The 16,737-nt window shown below is 32.4% G+C and carries 16 protein-coding genes; 7 read left to right on the forward strand and 9 right to left on the reverse strand.

Annotation, left to right across the window (positions count from 1 at the left end; all coding sequences use genetic code 11):
• The 4 genes from sprC to DMB68_RS09210 form a co-directional block, all read right to left on the reverse strand.
• Complete coding sequence (gene sprC, locus DMB68_RS09195) at positions 1 to 1,467, reverse strand: gliding motility protein SprC (protein WP_110346406.1); 1,467 nt, start codon at positions 1,465 to 1,467, stop codon at positions 1 to 3.
• Positions 1,464 to 1,883 carry a hypothetical protein gene (locus tag DMB68_RS09200; protein ID WP_110346407.1) on the reverse strand — a complete coding sequence of 140 codons (420 nt, stop codon included), beginning with the start codon at positions 1,881 to 1,883 and terminating at the stop codon, positions 1,464 to 1,466. The genes sprC and DMB68_RS09200 overlap by 4 nt, the downstream gene beginning before the upstream one ends.
• Positions 1,884 to 1,986: 103 nt before the next feature.
• Complete coding sequence (locus DMB68_RS09205) at positions 1,987 to 3,279, reverse strand: hypothetical protein (protein ID WP_110346408.1); 1,293 nt, start codon at positions 3,277 to 3,279, stop codon at positions 1,987 to 1,989.
• 189 nt (positions 3,280 to 3,468) lie between these two features.
• Positions 3,469 to 3,921, reverse strand: coding sequence for a hypothetical protein (locus DMB68_RS09210; protein ID WP_110346409.1), 453 nt, complete (start codon positions 3,919 to 3,921; stop codon positions 3,469 to 3,471).
• Between the two features lie 448 nt (positions 3,922 to 4,369).
• On the opposite strand from DMB68_RS09210, the gene DMB68_RS09215 reads away from it, so the two are divergent.
• The 4 genes from DMB68_RS09215 to recA all read left to right on the forward strand — a co-directional run bounded on the left by DMB68_RS09215 (position 4,370) and on the right by recA (position 7,628).
• Positions 4,370 to 5,518, forward strand: a complete 1,149-nt coding sequence (locus tag DMB68_RS09215; protein WP_110346410.1) for a DNA polymerase III subunit — start codon at positions 4,370 to 4,372, stop codon at positions 5,516 to 5,518.
• A gap of 7 nt (positions 5,519 to 5,525) precedes the next feature.
• Positions 5,526 to 5,909, forward strand: coding sequence for a DoxX family protein (locus DMB68_RS09220; protein WP_110346411.1), 384 nt, complete (start codon positions 5,526 to 5,528; stop codon positions 5,907 to 5,909).
• A 28-nt stretch (positions 5,910 to 5,937) separates the two neighbouring features.
• Positions 5,938 to 6,447: an acyl-CoA thioesterase gene (locus DMB68_RS09225; protein ID WP_110346412.1), complete on the forward strand. Its 510-nt coding sequence runs from the start codon at positions 5,938 to 5,940 to the stop codon at positions 6,445 to 6,447.
• 173 nt (positions 6,448 to 6,620) lie between these two features.
• Complete coding sequence (gene recA / locus DMB68_RS09230; protein ID WP_110347063.1) at positions 6,621 to 7,628, forward strand: recombinase RecA; 1,008 nt, start codon at positions 6,621 to 6,623, stop codon at positions 7,626 to 7,628.
• Positions 7,629 to 8,161: 533 nt separating this feature from the next.
• On the opposite strand, the gene DMB68_RS09235 is transcribed toward recA, so the two are convergent.
• Positions 8,162 to 8,923: a lysophospholipid acyltransferase family protein gene (locus DMB68_RS09235; RefSeq protein WP_110346413.1), complete on the reverse strand. Its 762-nt coding sequence runs from the start codon at positions 8,921 to 8,923 to the stop codon at positions 8,162 to 8,164.
• A 205-nt stretch (positions 8,924 to 9,128) separates the two neighbouring features.
• Between DMB68_RS09235 and trpS the strand changes: the two genes are divergently transcribed.
• A complete protein-coding gene (gene trpS, locus DMB68_RS09240) occupies positions 9,129 to 10,103 on the forward strand; it encodes a tryptophan--tRNA ligase (protein WP_110346414.1) in 975 nt (324 codons plus the stop codon).
• Between the two features lie 44 nt (positions 10,104 to 10,147).
• On the opposite strand, the gene dprA is transcribed toward trpS, so the two are convergent.
• Entirely contained in the window at positions 10,148 to 11,248 is a 1,101-nt protein-coding gene (dprA, locus tag DMB68_RS09245; protein ID WP_110346415.1) for a DNA-processing protein DprA, read from the reverse strand.
• 243 nt (positions 11,249 to 11,491) lie between these two features.
• Here dprA and DMB68_RS09250 point away from each other — a divergent pair, with 243 nt between their 5' ends.
• Together DMB68_RS09250 and DMB68_RS09255 are read left to right on the forward strand one after the other, a co-directional pair.
• The gene (locus DMB68_RS09250; RefSeq protein WP_110346416.1) at positions 11,492 to 12,454 is read left to right on the forward strand and encodes an HU domain-containing protein; all 963 of its coding nucleotides are present in this window, start codon (positions 11,492 to 11,494) and stop codon (positions 12,452 to 12,454) included.
• 61 nt (positions 12,455 to 12,515) lie between these two features.
• Positions 12,516 to 12,917: a hypothetical protein gene (locus DMB68_RS09255; RefSeq protein WP_110346417.1), complete on the forward strand. Its 402-nt coding sequence runs from the start codon at positions 12,516 to 12,518 to the stop codon at positions 12,915 to 12,917.
• Between the two features lie 36 nt (positions 12,918 to 12,953).
• On the opposite strand, the gene DMB68_RS09260 is transcribed toward DMB68_RS09255, so the two are convergent.
• From DMB68_RS09260 to DMB68_RS09270, 3 genes are all read right to left on the reverse strand, one after another.
• A complete protein-coding gene (locus DMB68_RS09260; RefSeq protein ID WP_231131632.1) occupies positions 12,954 to 13,682 on the reverse strand; it encodes a hypothetical protein in 729 nt (242 codons plus the stop codon).
• Positions 13,683 to 13,771: 89 nt separating this feature from the next.
• Positions 13,772 to 16,051: a helix-turn-helix domain-containing protein gene (locus tag DMB68_RS09265; protein WP_110346419.1), complete on the reverse strand. Its 2,280-nt coding sequence runs from the start codon at positions 16,049 to 16,051 to the stop codon at positions 13,772 to 13,774.
• A 100-nt stretch (positions 16,052 to 16,151) separates the two neighbouring features.
• Positions 16,152 to 16,727 carry an OmpH family outer membrane protein gene (locus tag DMB68_RS09270; RefSeq protein ID WP_031453815.1) on the reverse strand — a complete coding sequence of 192 codons (576 nt, stop codon included), beginning with the start codon at positions 16,725 to 16,727 and terminating at the stop codon, positions 16,152 to 16,154.
• Positions 16,728 to 16,737 lie beyond the last annotated feature (10 nt).

The following is a 16,737-nucleotide window of genomic DNA, read 5'->3' on the forward strand; positions in this document are numbered from 1 at the left end:
TTATTTTAGCACCGTTATTGATCCTTTTTTTTCACCTGCATTGCCTTTAATGACATAGTAATATACCGGATTTACATTTTTAATATCTAATCCTGTCTGTGGCCAATCACCCTGATAATTGACAACATCCAGAACCTTTTCTCCATTTGAGCTTATAATTATAACACTCGTATTTTCATTTCTATACTCATCAGGAATATTCCAATATGGCGAGGTACTTAGTTTAATGATATTTGGAATTACTGTAGCGAGACCTGGAGGTCCATTAACTTTAAAATTAAATTCTTTTGTAGAAATACATCCACCTGCCTGAGAAATTTTTACCTTATAATTTCCTCTAAAAGAAACTAAATAAGTATCACTAGTAGCTCCTGCAATTACATTACCATTCAAAAACCACTCATAAGTTGGACTTGAAGCATCATCAGTTACTGTAACACTTAGAGTTTGACCTTCTTCAATAGTTGTTTCTTCAGCAACATCAATACTCGCATCAAAACTATTACTTACCAGATTTATATTTCCTGAAGCAGTACATCCTCCAAAATTAACATCAACAGTATAAACACCGCCTTCGCTAGTTGCATAAGTACGGGTTGTTACACCACTTATTACTACACCATCTTTTTTCCAAACATAGCTGTTTCCAGAAGTTGCGGTTAAAACTGTATTACCTCCGCTTGCGCAAAAAGGATTTCCTAAACTTGAAGATATTGTAGTTGTAGATCCTGATCCTGATATGCTTGTAACGGTGACACGGTTAGAGCTGAAGTTATTATCTGAACATGGACCATAATCAATTTTTGCATAGTAAAACCCAGGAGTATTTACAGCTAAACTGGCTGCAGTTTGCCCGGGAATAACAACATCATCTTTATACCAAATGTATTTTAAATTCGGGTAATTTATCGGAGAAGATTCTTTTATAGCAGGAGTAGGGTTGTCGATAGAAAGTGTTAGGCCACCTCCGCTACAAAAAGCAGCATTAGCCCCTTGATTATTGATAGAAAATGAATCTACATAATTTTCATAATAAACTGAAAAAGTGTCATTATTAAGGAAATTTTTAATTCTTTGACTATTAACATTTTTATTACTCCTAATTCTTATACTACAAGTATTTGAACCTTTCAAATCAACAGGGACAGCAAACTTTATTTTTTGTTGCGTGGAAGAGATATTTGTAACTTCTAACTTTGTTGCTAGAAGTGGTGTCGCTAAAAAAACTCCGTTTTCATCTGATATTTCTACGTCAAAAGTTACATCAGCAGTAAAATTGCTATATGTAAATGTTACATTATACTCATTAAAAGGTTGGCCATTTACTAAGGCTCCTGCACAAATATTAACAAAATCAAACTTACTGGCTGAGATTGTTGTCTGGGCATTAGACTGGTAAAAGGTAAAGAAAAATACTCCTAAAAAAAGTAATGATTTTATCAGAGAAAGAGTAGTTTTTTTCATCATATAGTACGAATTCTTGCTAAGTCTATATCTTCAAAAAACAAAATATCTATAAAGGTTTCAGAAAAATCATATTTATAATTTTCAATAATATCTTTTGCGAGTGCAGAATATGCAGCGATACTTCTTGACTGATTTTCAGAGTTGACAACTGTATTTCCTTCATCAGTTCCTACAGCTTCTACAGCAAAGCTATCCTTGGGGATGGATAGCTCTACTATAAACTGTTTAGAATACTCTAAATTAATTACAGGTGTAATTATTGCGGTTGTTTGGTTTGATTTTTTTAACACGTTAACCTTACCAATAGCAAAATTTGAATTTGTTTTTTCAATTTTACATTGGGAATATAAGCTTAATGTCAAAGGGGAAACCAAAAATATTGTATATATAAAATACTTTTTAATACTTGGGGCCATATTCTTTTTTGATCTTTATTTGGGTCCTGTATAAGACGTATACATAAATTGTCTGGGGACTTTATTAATAAAATTTACGCTTTGAAATAAAAATCTAAATCTATTATCTGTTACCGCTTGAAGCAGTAATTTTTCCTAATTGAAGTCTGAAGTCTGGTTTTTTTGGATTAAAAATATCTATAAAAGTTTCTTTATTGTCGCTTTGAGAGTATACGTTAAAGAATACACTATTACCATACCAGCTCTCTAAATCTTCGTTATTAGAATTGAATTCTGTAAAGATATTTCCTTTACATAAGTTGAAATACATTTCTTCAAACTTAATTTTTTTAAGATTCGCATCGTTAATTTCTGTTTTACTATCTAATAAAACTGCAGGATTAAAACCTGAAATTACGCTACGTTTTATTTCAAGAGAAGCATTTTCAGCAATATAAACAGCTTCTTTCACTAATCCGGACTGGATATCAGCATTAATGTTTTCACTGTCATTAAGCATCGTTATATTTGATGCTACAACTAAAGTTTGTTTTTTAGTAAAATCTGTTTCGCTTTTTTTCTCATATGAAGCAACCTCTAAACAACGAGATCCGTCTTTATTACTTGATAAATAAGAAGATCTTACAGCAAGAGAATTGTGCAAACGACATTGTACTCCCTGAGTAAATTTATAATCATCATTGATAGATTTATACGAAACTAATTTGGTTGCATTAAGGTCACCTCCAAAAAATCCAAATGAATCTCCTGCAGAATAACTAACCATAATGTTTTCTAGGATTGTCTTGTTTCCAACACCTGCAAGGGTTAGACCATTAAAAGAACCGGCACCTTTTACTTTTTTACCAGCAAATTCGATTCTCACAAATCTTAAAACTCCTGAACTTCCTGCAACATTATCCCCACCATAAGTAGTACGTGTAGGATCAAGATCTAAATTGTAAGAAGCTACATTTCCAAATTTATTAATCGGAGCATCACCAAGAATCACAATTCCTCCCCAGTCACCAGCTTTTTTCTGACTTCTGTTAGAAGTAAATACGATAGGATCTGTCTCTAAACCGTCTGCTACAATTGATGCACCTTTTGTGACTACCAACGTTCCTTTTGTTTCGAAATCACCAATAATTAATGTTCCCGGTTCAATTGTTAAAACAGCGTTATTAGTTACGTAAACATTTCCCTGTAAAACATAAACATTTCTCTTAAGCAATTTTGTGTTTGTTGAAATGTTACCAGCTAAAATTTGGTTGGCTTCACCATATTCAACTTTGTTAGGCTTAAATTCGGTCCAGTTATTCAACCAATTGTTGTAGCCCATAATTCCTTTTTCTTGCTGAGCACTCATACTGGCAACTGTCAAAAGAACGCAGATAATTTGAGTAAATTTTTTCATGATAAGGGGGTATTAGGGTTAATAATAAATTTGGGGATGCGTAAATAATAAAAACTCATCCCGCGTTTTCCAAAAAAAATCAGAATACATCGAAAACGAGTTGTTTTAAAACCCTTTTTAAAATGCCGGAATGAAATTTAATTCATATTTAGGTAAGCATTTTAAAAAAGGTATTAAAATATTCAAAAATTACATTTCGTTCAATTCGTTGAATTCATGTAAAGATTTCAATGTTCCTTCGTAAAATAAAATTGCTGCTATTAAATTTGCCTTGTCTGAATATGGCATCATTTTTCTTTGAAAATCTACAGTAGTATCTAAAAATGCACTAGTTCCTAAAGCTTGATTTTCTAAAGATTTTTTATGTTCATTGTCATCCGGAATACCTAAATCTGCCATGGTAACTCCAGGTTTAGTAACTAAAGCAATGTATGGGAGAGTTTTTACCAGCACCTTAATGCGTTCAATGTATAACTCTAATAATTCTCCTTTTTGCATTCCACTCAATTCTTTTTGATCGTGATATTTACGAATAAGAGCTGTAGTACTAATGATACTGCGAGGAGCATTTTTAGCTTGGGCTGATACAGCCCCTGTAGTCAATAAAAAAAATACACTTAAAAAAATAATTTTCCCTTTCATAGATTCTTATTAAAAGTTTGTTGTTGATGAAAACAAAAATATATAAATTAACTTAATTTGCAACTTTAATATTTTTTTTTTTAGAAAAAAGACTTAAAAAAAACTTAAAATCATTTTTATATGTCAGTAAAATATGGCGTTAACCACTGTTAAGATTAATTTGATCAAAGTATATTTCTGTAAGATTTTTATCTAAATTAAAATAAAAAACAGATTTTTGTGATGCAAAATAATAACCAAAAAAAACTCACTTTTGTCTAAGATTTCAAAAAACTATTAACAAAAAACTCTTAATATCTCTTCTAAATAATATCAATGTTAATAAAACTTAGCAGAATAAAAATTAACATTTAAGTTAAAAACTGAATATGAAATAAAAAATAAAATGACAATTTAAAGTTTAATTTATAATATTTTTGACTCTCTCATTTTCTTATATCTTTGCTCTATGCAATTTTCACAAATTTTAGGTCAGGACTATATTAAAAGTCACTTAATTAAAAGTGCTTCTTCCGGAAGAATTCCACATGCACAATTATTTATTGGGCCCGAAGGAAGCGGTACATTATCAACTGCTATTGCCTATGCACAATACATTTTATGCAATAATTCAGGCCATGAAAATTCAAACGGAAATGATTCCTGTAATCTAAAATTTCAGAATATTTCGCATCCGGATTTGCATTTTATTTATCCTACTGTAACTACAGAAGATGTAAAAACAAAACCTAAAAGTTTAGATTTTATTCAGGACTGGCGAACATTTATTCAGGAAATGCCTTATGGAGGTTTGTTTGACTGGTATAAAATTTTGGGTGTGCAGAACAAGCAGGGTGAAATTCGGGTCGAAGATGCTCAGGAAGTTTTAAAATCTCTTTCGTTAAAATCATACGAAGGCGGTTATAAAATTATGATTATCTGGATGGCCGATAAAATGAATATTGCTGCCTCAAATAAATTATTGAAGCTTTTAGAAGAGCCATCTGATAAAACCATTTTCATTCTGATTTCTGAAAATGAAGAAGATATCATTCAAACCATCCGATCCCGCTGTCAGGTAATTCATTTTAACGGACTTCCTGAAAAAATTATTGTTGAAGCTCTTATTTCACAAGAAAATATAGACCATAATCTGGCCAAGAAAATCGCTCATCAGGCACAGGGAAACTTTAGTAAAGCCCTTCATTTGTTAAAAGAAGACGATTCAGAATATCCTTTCGAACAATGGTTTGTCAATTGGGTTCGTGCCGCATTCAGAGCCAAAGGAAATGCTGCTGCTATTCAGGATTTAATTTCCTGGAGTGAAGAAATTGCAGCTCTTGGACGTGAAAGTCAGAAAAAATTTATCCAGTTTTGCATCGAAATGTTCAGGCAGGCGCTTTTGTTAAATTATCAGGCACCCGCTTTGGTTTACATTCAACCAAAAGTAGACAAATTTAAACTTGAAAATTTTGCGCCTTTTGTAAACGGGAATAATATTCATGAGATTTTTAAAGAACTTTCAGATGCCATGTATCATATTGAAAGAAATGGAAATGCAAAAATAATCCTAACCGATTTGTCTATAAAACTTACGCGTTTAATTCATAAAAAATAGTTTTCAAATGAATAATGTTGCCTCAATTTTACTGTTAGTTTTTTTAGCCTTGACCTTTTTACAATCTGGTTATGAAAAAATTTTTTACTGGAAAGAGAATGTCAACTGGCTAAAAGAACATTTTTCAAAAACCATTCTAAAAAATCAGGTTGGGCTTGCACTTCTGCATCTTTTGATTTTAGAACTAATCTCCGGAATTTTATGTGTAGTTGGTGCTATACAATTAGTAACAAAAAGTGGTCGTGAATTTGGTTTTTATGGTGCTGTTTTTTCTTGTATTTGTTTATTAATGATGCTTTTCGGACAACGATTAGCTAAAGATTATGATGGTGCAAGAACTATTGTTATCTATTTTATACCAGCTGTAATGGCTGTTTATTGGCTGAATTAAATCTGCACAATTATTTAAATTTTAAAAAATGAATCCTAAACATCCTTCAGAATCTCTGACTATATTAACTGATTTAGTTTTACCGAGTGAAACAAATCCTTTAAACAATCTTTTTGGTGGCGAATTATTAGCCAGAATGGATCGAGCCGCAAGTATAGCAGCCCGAAGACATTCTCGCCGGATTGTAGTTACAGCTTCAGTAAATCACGTAGCTTTTAACAGGGCCATTTCTCTTGGAAGTGTTGTTACTGTTGAAGCAAAAGTGTCCAGATCATTCAAAAGTTCGATGGAAGTTTTTATTGATGTTTGGGTTGAAGACCGAGAATCCGGAAACAGAACCAAAGCCAACGAAGCAATTTATACTTTTGTGGCTGTTGATGATACTGGCAGACCTGTAGAAGTTCCTCCAATAATTCCGGAAACTGAACTGGAAACACAAAGATTTGATGCTGCTTTACGCCGTAAACAATTGAGTTTATTGCTTGCAGGCAAGATAAAACCATCTGATGCTACAGAATTAAAAGCTTTATTTTTATAGTATAAATTGTCTCAATTTGTAACAATTGGAAACAATGAACTTCAAAAAAAAGAAGTATTTTTACAAAATTATAAGCCTGATACAAATCTAAATCATGAAATTGTAATTTCCTGATTTGTTTTGAGAATGAAAAAATTTTAATAATTTACATGAAAGAAAAAGAAAAAGAAAAGATGAGTTCAGATAAAGATGCCAAATTAAAAGCGTTACAGCTTACACTTGATAAACTAGATAAAACCTACGGAAAAGGAACCGTAATGAAAATGGGCGACAAAGCCATTGTAGAAGTTGAAACGATTTCTTCAGGTTCTCTGGGCGTTGATTTGGCATTAGGAGTAAACGGATATCCTAAAGGAAGAATTATCGAAATATACGGTCCGGAATCATCTGGTAAAACGACTTTAACTTTACACGCAATTGCAGAAGCTCAAAAAGCGGGAGGAATTGCTGCTTTTATTGATGCTGAACATGCATTTGATAGAAATTATGCTGAAAAATTAGGTGTTGATATTGAAAATCTGATCATCTCTCAGCCAGATAATGGTGAACAAGCTTTAGAAATCGCTGAAAATCTTATTCGTTCAGGAGCAATTGATATTGTGGTAATTGACTCTGTTGCAGCTTTAACGCCGAAAAGTGAAATTGAAGGTGAAATGGGAGATTCTAAAATGGGTCTGCATGCACGTTTGATGTCACAAGCTTTAAGAAAACTTACCGGGACTATCAGCAAGACAAATTGTACTGTTTTCTTTATCAATCAGTTGAGAGAGAAAATTGGAGTTATGTTTGGAAATCCTGAAACTACAACCGGTGGTAACGCTTTGAAATTTTATGCCTCTGTGCGTTTAGATATTCGCCGTTCTTCACAAATTAAAGATGGTGAAAACGTAATCGGTAACAGAACTAAGGTTAAGATTGTTAAAAATAAAGTAGCTCCACCATTTAAAACTGCCGAATTTGACATTATGTACGGTGAAGGAGTTTCTAAAACCGGAGAGATTTTAGATTTAGCTGTTGAATTTGATATCGTTAAAAAAGCAGGATCATGGTTTAGCTACGGAGACACAAAATTAGGACAAGGCCGTGATGCAGTAAAATCTTTAATTAAAGATAATCCTGAATTAGCTGATGAATTAGAAGTAAAAATTAAAGAATATATAAAAGAACTAGCTAACGCTTAAAACTTTAAAAACCTGTAACTTACAGACTTTCTAACCCCGACAATTAAAAAATTGTCGGGGTTTTTTCATTTAAAAATAAGACAATCACGCAACCTTTTCTAAATAATAACATCTTCTAAATAACATAAAATCTCGAATGGTGTTTGCCATAACACCTCGATACTTTTTAGAATAAATTTGGTTGGTTATTTTCAATAAAATCCGTTAGTTTTTAGTTTTGGTTACTAACGGGTTTTTATTAATTTCAGATTATTCTTGTTTTTTACGCAACCTTTTCGATTTTAAATTATCTATAATATTACAGTTAATGGAGTTCTAATTAAACTCTTCTTTATCAACCGTTAATATTTCAAATCATGAAAGAAAAAAAAGAAGTTCAGTTGAATAAAAACCGTAAAAAAAACAAATCAAAAATTAAAAAAATATTACAATTTATTTCAGATAAAATTATTCACAGATAAGTTTTTGAATATAAAAGGGGTTTTAATTCAAAACTAAAACCCGGCAAATTTTCATTTTTGCCGGGTTTAATTTTAAATATTATTTGTCTGATTCTTTTTCTTAAATTCAAGCAAACCTTTGTAAATCAATTGTCTTGTCTGATCCCGAAGATCTTTTCTATTCTCACTTGTTAATCCTTTAGTTTCAATAAAAGGGAAAATCTTCCCTCTCATTTTTCCGGGACTTCCACTTAAAAAAGTGTATGAAAACCTTTCTTTGTTATCAGCGAAAACAATTGGAACAATTGGAATTTGATGGTCTATTGCTAGTCTAAAAGCGCCATCTTTAAATTCATCCAGTAAAATTGTTTCATCATCAGGAACTCCACCTTCCGGAAAAATGCAAATACTCAGTCCTTGATTTAGTCTATCCTGAGCCCTTTTAAAAACTTCATTTTTGCTTTTAGAAGAATTTCTATCCACTAAAATACAGGTCCTTTTATAAAAAAAACCAAACAACGGAATCTTTACCAATTCTTTCTTTCCAACAAAAACAAATGGATTTCTGACTACTGCTAGCATGAGCATAATATCCGTCATTGAAGTATGATTCGCTACAATCATATAACTTTTTCCTTTTTCCAATTTTTGCAGACGTTCAATTTTATAATAAAAACCCATCCCGAAAAGGATAAATTTAGCCCAAATGCGGGCCATTTTAAAAAAATAAGGGTATCCGCTTTCAGTTATAATTGAAGCTACTAAAAATGGCAGCATAATCAATATTGGAATGGCCATTAGGATGTAAAACCAAATACGCCAAAAGATCCAAAAAATAATTTTAATTCCTTTCATAGCTTCAAATGTAAGAAAACAGAAGTGAATTTAGATTTTTACACCATTAGATTTTTAGAATATTTAAACTTTTAGAAAATAAAACTTGAAATCTAAGAGAACTTTTAGAAAAACTTTCTAATTTTTGCAGAAGAAAAAAATAAACCTTGCAAGCTTTGCGAAAAACTTTGCGAACTTTGCGGTTAAGAAATAAGAAAAAACTAGAATGGCAAAAATACTTACCGGCGTTCAGAGTACAGGAACGCCACATTTAGGCAATTTATTGGGAGCAATCATTCCGGCAATCGAATTATCAAACAATCCGGCAAACGAACCTTTTTTGTTTATTGCTGACTTACATTCGATTACACAAATAAAAGATGGCAAAACATTACGCGAAAATACGTATAGTACAGCAGCTGCATGGCTTGCTTGTGGTTTGAATCCTGATAAAGTTACATTTTACAGACAATCTGATGTAGCACAAACGGCTGAATTATCTTGGTATTTAAGTTGTTTTTTCCCGTTTCAGCGTTTGACTTTGGCACACTCTTTCAAGGATAAATCCGATCGTCTAGATGATGTCAATGCCGGGCTTTTCACTTATCCTATGTTAATGGCGGCTGATATTTTACTGTATGATGCCGAATTTGTACCGGTTGGAAAAGACCAATTGCAGCATTTGGAAATCACACGTGATGTGGCTTCTCGTTTCAATCATCAAATGGGAGAAACTTTTGTTCTTCCTGAAGCTAAAATTCATGAAGACAGCATGCTGATTCCAGGAACTAATGGCGGAAAAATGAGTAAATCAGCCAATAATATTATCAATATTTTTCTGGATGATAAAGTTTTGCGTAAACAGGTTATGAGTATTGAAACTGATAGTACACCGCTTGAAGATCCTAAAAACCCGGATACCTGTAACGCTTTTGCTATTTATTCTTTACTGGCAAATGAAACTCAAATAGCTGAAATGAGAGCCAATTATTTAGGCGGAAATTACGGTTACGGTCACGCCAAACAAGCTCTTTTTGAATTAATTACAGAAAAATTTAAAACAGAAAGAGAAAAATACAATTACTACATAAACAACCTTGAAGAAGTCGATGCCTTATTGAAAAAAGGTGCCTCAAAAGCTGGTGTTGTCGCTGATGGCGTTTTGAAAAGAGTTCGTGAAGTACTTGGATTTGGAAAGTAAATATTATAAACCCGACAGCTTGAAAATTTTGTCGGGTTTTAATTCTAAATCGCCTCAAATAACTTCCCTGGTAAAGGCCTAATCACTCCTTTTAGCTCCATATTTAAAAGAATTCCTGATATTTTATAAATTGGAAATTCGCATTCAAGTGCAATTATATCCAGCAGTTCTTTTCCGTTTTTAAGCAGGAAATCGTAAATTTTTTGCTCGTCTGATTCTAAATCTACAAACAATTGTTTTTGCACCGGTTTTGACTTGTTTTCGATATCCCAATTGAGCATATAAACCAAATCGGCAGCATTTGTGAGCACGTTTGCTTTTTGTGTTTTAATCAATTGATTACAACCCTGACTGTATTTATCTGTTACACGGCCGGGAACGGCAAAAACATCCCGATTATAATCATTGGCCAGATTGGCTGTAATAAGAGAACCTCCCCTGTCTGCAGATTCTATAACAATGGTTGCTTCACTCATGCCGGCAACAATTCTGTTTCGTCGAACAAAATTCTCTTTATCAGGATTGGTTGAGCTCCAGAACTCAGTTATAAAACCACCATTCTCCTCCATTTTTGACATATATTTTTTATGTACTTTGGGATAGATTTGATTTAATCCATGTGCTAAAACACCAATAGTCTGCAATTTGTTTTCTATCGCAAGTTGGTGCGCCACTATATCGACACCATATGCAAAACCACTAACAATTATGGGGTTTAAAGGAGCCAGATCTTCAATCAATGTTCTGCAAAATTCAATTCCGTATGAAGTAATTTGCCTTGTACCGACTATACTAATGATTCTTTTATTTTCTAAATTAATATTTCCGGCAGAAAAAATTAAAACCGGGCAATCAATACAATGTTTTAGACGTTCGGGGTAATCATGATCTCTAAAAAAAGATACTTTTATATTGTTTTTATTGATGAATTCAAGTTCCCTATTTGCTTTTTCAAAAACAGTTTTATCTTTTAGATTCTTCAATAGCACTGAACCAACTCCATCTGTAGCAGCAATTTGATTCGTTTTTGCACTGAAAATTTTTTCGGCACTACCAAAATTTGCTAATAATTTTTTAGCCATAATATCTCCCACACCCTCAACTCTGAGCAAGGCTAATAAATAAAATAAATCTTGTTCTGACATGGCTTATATACTTTTTTAAAGGATGAAATTCTTAAAAACAAGATCTGCTTTCATTATGGCAAATATAATAATTAGAAGTAAATTCTTTCAAAAAATAAATTTTTGAAAGACAAAAAGAACATATATTAAATTCATAAATCTTTTAACTTACTGAAAAATAAATAGCTGCAAAAATATATGGATTGTTAATAAAAATTGTGAATAAAATTTTGATAACTATATTGGATGCATAACTTTGTTACTATGAAAATCGAAACTTACATCTCGCAGTTATTATATCGTTATCAGTGCGTAACGGTTCCTGGATTTGGTGCATTCTTGACCGAAACTCAGTCTGCACAGCTTAATGAAAGCACAAATTCGTTTTCTCCGCCTAAGAAAATGATCTCTTTCAACAGTCAAATCAAAAATAATGATGGGCTACTGGCAAATCATATTGCTAATACAGAAAAAACATCTTACGGTTTTGCAGTTAGTGCCATTGCTTTTGAAATTTTAAATTGGCAAAAAGCATTAGAAGAAGATAGAATTTTACATTTAAAAAATATTGGTGAAATTCGTTTAAACAGTGATAATAAATTAGTTTTCAGTCCTATACAGCAAAATAATTATTTAACCACCTCGTTTGGACTTAGTCCTTTTGTTTCTCCTTTGGTAAAAAGAGAAAATTTTGAAAAGGAAATAGAAAGAATCGAAAAGAATGAACCAGTTCCATTATACACTGACCAGGAAAGAAAATCTTCAGGTTCTTATTTAAAATATGCTGCCATTTTTGTTTTGGGATTAGGAATAACAGGAAGTATTGGTTATCCTTTATATCAAAAACAAATTGCTGCAGAAACACTTATTGTTGAAGGTACAGTTCAGAAAAAAGTACAAAACAAAATTCAGGAAGCTACCTTTTTGATACAAAATCCTATGCCTGCTGTAACACTTTCTGTTGATACCTCAAAAACTGAGGCTATAGAAAAAACAATGCCTTATCATATTATTGCAGGAGCTTTCAGAAGTCAACAGAATGCAAAAAAAGCCTATAACCAATTAATTAAAGATGGTTATGAAGCAAGAATGTTGGGTGAAAATAAACATGGGTTATTTCCTGTTTTGTACGGAAGCTATGCTACAATGGCTGAAGCTGAAAAAGCACAAAAAGAAATTCAAAAAGGAGAAAATCCGGATGCCTGGATTTTAGTTGAAGCTTTATAATCAAATTTCGTTACTTTAAAACAACAACATTTAGTTTATTGATTTTTATATAAAAAAGATTATGAAATTTACTATTCGAGTATTTATTATTCTTAGCCTTCTTTTATCATCGCAGTCTTTTTTTGCACAAGAAGTATCTTCTCCATCAGAAAAATCAATTCAGGAAGCTAAAAAAGCGTCTGAACATCAAAAGAAAATAGACAAAGAGCAAAAAAGAATTGAAAAGCATCAGCGAGAGGTAAAAAGTGCTGAAAAATCTATTGAAAAAACAGAAAAGAAAATAGAAAAACAAAAAGCTGTAAATGAAAAAATAGCCAGCAAATTTACATCTAAATCAAATTCTGAAGAAGAAACTCAGAAACTAAAAATAAAATTAAGTGAGCAAGAGCTTAAAATTCATAAACTGGAACTCAAATTAATTGAACAGAAAAAAGAATTAGACAAGCTTAGAGCATCATTTTAACTTTTCAAAAACCTAATCTAAAAACGATTAGGTTTTTTATTTGGAAACTATTTTTGCATCTTGTGAAAGTATTTCCTTTTTATTTTGATAAATGATCAAACGAGCTGGAGCTGCTCCTTTTTCACGTAATGGAGCGATATAACATTCATAAACATATTGCCCCTTTTTAAATTCGAAACTATGATTGCCACCAGTTCCATCTGGTAACCATTTTCCATTAGTAATTACTAAATCAGGTTTTTCACTTATGCTCTTTTTAATTGACCAGGAAGCATATCGGTAATTTCCATTTCCTAAATCGTCAATTCTGATTCTGAATTTACTGGTTTCTAAAACACATTCAGGAGTTTTAAACTTTGCAATTGAGGGATGCAGCTTTGTTTTTTCACTCGCAATTATTTTGTTTTTAAAATCCTTTTCGAATTTGGATTGGTAGTTTATAGCTGTCAATTTTCCATCAGTATCCATCCAAATTGTACCCTGATTCAGCATAATTCCTCTCCAACCTACTTCAGACCAATCTTTTGCCGGATCTGATTTAATGATTTCACTTTTCAATATGGCATCAAAAATCTCATTATATCGTTTTATAAACTCCGCTTTATTTTTAATTGTCGGAATAGGATATTCCCTTTTAAACGGATAAGAAATCATAGCACCAATTGCTTCTTTTTTGTCATTTTTTACATTAGCTATAAATGCCTTTATAAACTTTTGATATTCTGGCTTTAAATCCTGTCCTGCAACTAAATTAATTGAATGCATTGTTAGAAACAGGCATATAATTTTTAATTTCTTCATAATCAAATTCAGTATTATCCATGTTTTACGTGGAACATTTGTCTTAAAGATACTTAATTAATACTTGCTTTAAACATTTTTAACTCATCCCATGTAAATTCATCTCCGTGTTTTTCCTTAAGTCCGTTTAAGGATTCCTCCTGATAAAATTCAAAAGCCTCACGCAAAGCTAAAATCTTGTCATAAGGCAGAACATCAGAAATCTCTATTTTTTTTGCCTGAATAAGCTTTATCAAATGCGTTTCGACAGTTTGAACTGTAAGAGTGCGTAAACGGGCTATATCCTGAACAGAACGCTTTTGAATCCATAAGTCGTAAGTTTCCTCCACCGTAGTTTTTTTGGCTGTTTTAGACTCGTTTTTATCCAGCTTTTTTGATGAGTAACGAATTACTGGCTCATCTGCCTTAAAAATGTCAGTATTGCTCATTTTATACTCTTCCCGGATCTTCTCAAGCTTATTTGATTTAAAGTTTTTTATAGCCGATGATGTTAGCTTTTCTTTACAGATGGTTTCGCCGGTAACAACAATTTCAATCAATAATTTAGCTTTCATCAAGCGTAAAACAGCTTTAGTCTGCAAATCGTCCAAAAAAGCTAGTTCTTCGTAATATTCTTTTACTTTTTTAAACTTTTGAATTTCAGCCATTTTTTGTAAAATATCAGTCACCAATTTGTCCATAGGCTTAAAGAAATAATCGTAAGCCGCCTCTACCCTTTCTTTAACAAAAAATAAATCTACCGTTTCTTTATTGAAAATTTTGTTAAGCTGATTAATGAATTTCTGCGAAGGATCTATAAGTTGATCAATCGTTTCTAATCGTTTGTGAGCCCAAATTGCATGTTTCGATTTTTCTGAAGCCACAGCATTTTCATTATAACTAAAACGATGATTACGCCATTCCTGGGCTAAATCTGTCCAATTAAAACTGTTTATCAAATAATTATGAATAAAATTTTTGGTTTCGAAATGCAATGATTTTTCTAAAATGTCTTCAGTTGCTTTATTCAAAGCATAATCCATTACATCCTGATCGTTAGAAATACCATTCATCTGCATCGGAGAAAGCAAAATAAGCCCGTTTAAGGAACGCAAACGAGATAATGCAACATAGGCTTGTCCGGGAAGAAAAACTTGTGATACGTCGAGCGCAGCTTTATCAAAAGTTAAGCCCTGACTTTTATGAACCGTAATTGCCCAGGCTAATTTTAGAGGATAATGTGCAAAAGTGCCTAAAACCTCCTCTTCAATCTCTTTTGTAAGTTCGTTTACTTTATAACGGATATTTTTCCATTCATATTTTTCAACTTCGATGGTTTTATTCTCTTCAGGAAAATGGACAAAGATTTCTTCCGGAGAAAGTGATTTGATGACACCCATTTTTCCATTGAAATAGCGCTTTTCAAACGATAAATCGTTTTTTACAAACATTACCTGTGCACCTACTTTCAGTTTCAGATTTTCTTCAACAGGAAATATTTTTTCAGGAAAATCACTAACAATAAATGGTAGATAAGAGTATTCATTTCCTGCTAAATCATTTATTGACTGTTCATTGATAGAATCTGCTTTTGCATTATGCGTTGTTAAAGTAATATAACCAGGATTATTTTTTAAATCAAAATCGGGCTTCACATATTGGTTTAAAAACTGAACATCCTGTGGAGAAATCTGATTATTCCGCAAATTATTCAAAACCGAGATAAAAGAGTCATCCGTTTGGCGGTAAATCTTAGATAATTCAATATAAAGCGGCGGGTTTTGCTGAATTACATGCGAATGAAAAAAGAATTTTCCTTTGTAATAATTGCGCAAAGTTCGCCATTCTTCATCCCTAATTACGGGAGGTAATTGTAATAAATCGCCAATAAAAAGCACCTGAACTCCACCAAAAGCGTGTGAATTTCTGCGAACAGTCTGCATCATAAAATCTATTGCATCCAGTAAATCAGCGCGTAACATACTGACTTCATCAATAATTAGCAACTCCATGTTTTTGATTACATTTCGCTTCACATTGTTCATTTTGAAATGCCTGCGTAAAGACTCTTTATTCTCAAATTTCACAGTATCAGTAAACTGCGGATTTGCTTCATAAGACGGAATAAAGGCCGAAAATGGCAGCTGAAACATAGAATGAATGGTAACACCACCGGCATTTAAGGCCGCAATTCCGGTTGGTGCCACAACTACAGTATTTTTGTGTGTCGTGGCTATTATTTCGCGCAAAAGCGTAGTCTTTCCTGTTCCGGCTTTACCCGTCAGGAATATCGATTTCTGCGTTTGATTGATGAATTGTAAAGTGTAAGCTGCTGCTTCTGAAACGTTTTGCATCTGGCGTATATTGAAAACTAAAAGTATCGCATTTTTATAAATAAAAAAACCTAAATCTGTTAATAGATTTAGGTTTTAAAATAGTTAGTTATTTTGGTTGTTATTTCTTAGCCTCTTCTTTAGTTGCAGCTTTGTCATCTGCTTTTGGCTCAGCCTTGTATTTATCGTTCAAAGCTTTGATAATTTCTTTTGTAATGTCATATTTATCTTCAGCATACAAAACAGTTGCAGCATCACCTGTACCGTAGATATAAGAATATCCGTTTTTCTTGCCATAATCTTTTATGAATTTTTTCACTCCGCTTACAAGAGAATCCATTTCAACTCCGCTTTCTTGTTGCAGTTGCTGAGCTAATTGCTGTTGAGCATAACCCAATTGTTGTTCTCTCTTTTGTAATTCAGCACCTCTTTGTTGTGCCCAGGCCTGACCGTTAGCCTGTGCCTGACTTTGAAAATTAGCAGCATCTTGTTTGAAACGATTTATCTCAGCTTGCAGTTGTCTTCCTTTTTCTTCTGATTGTGCTTTGTATTTTGCTTCAAGGTCTTTTGCTTCAGTGTACTCTTTCATCAAAACCGAAGTATCTACGTAAGCTGTTTTTACTTCCTTTACTTCAGCTGTTTTATTACATGAAACAACTAAAACCGAAAGCGCGATAATTACTAATGCTTTTTTCATTTTCTGAATT

Source organism: Flavobacterium hydrophilum (assembly GCF_003202405.1).
In the GTDB taxonomy this organism is placed as follows: Bacteria; Bacteroidota; Bacteroidia; order Flavobacteriales; family Flavobacteriaceae; genus Flavobacterium; species Flavobacterium hydrophilum.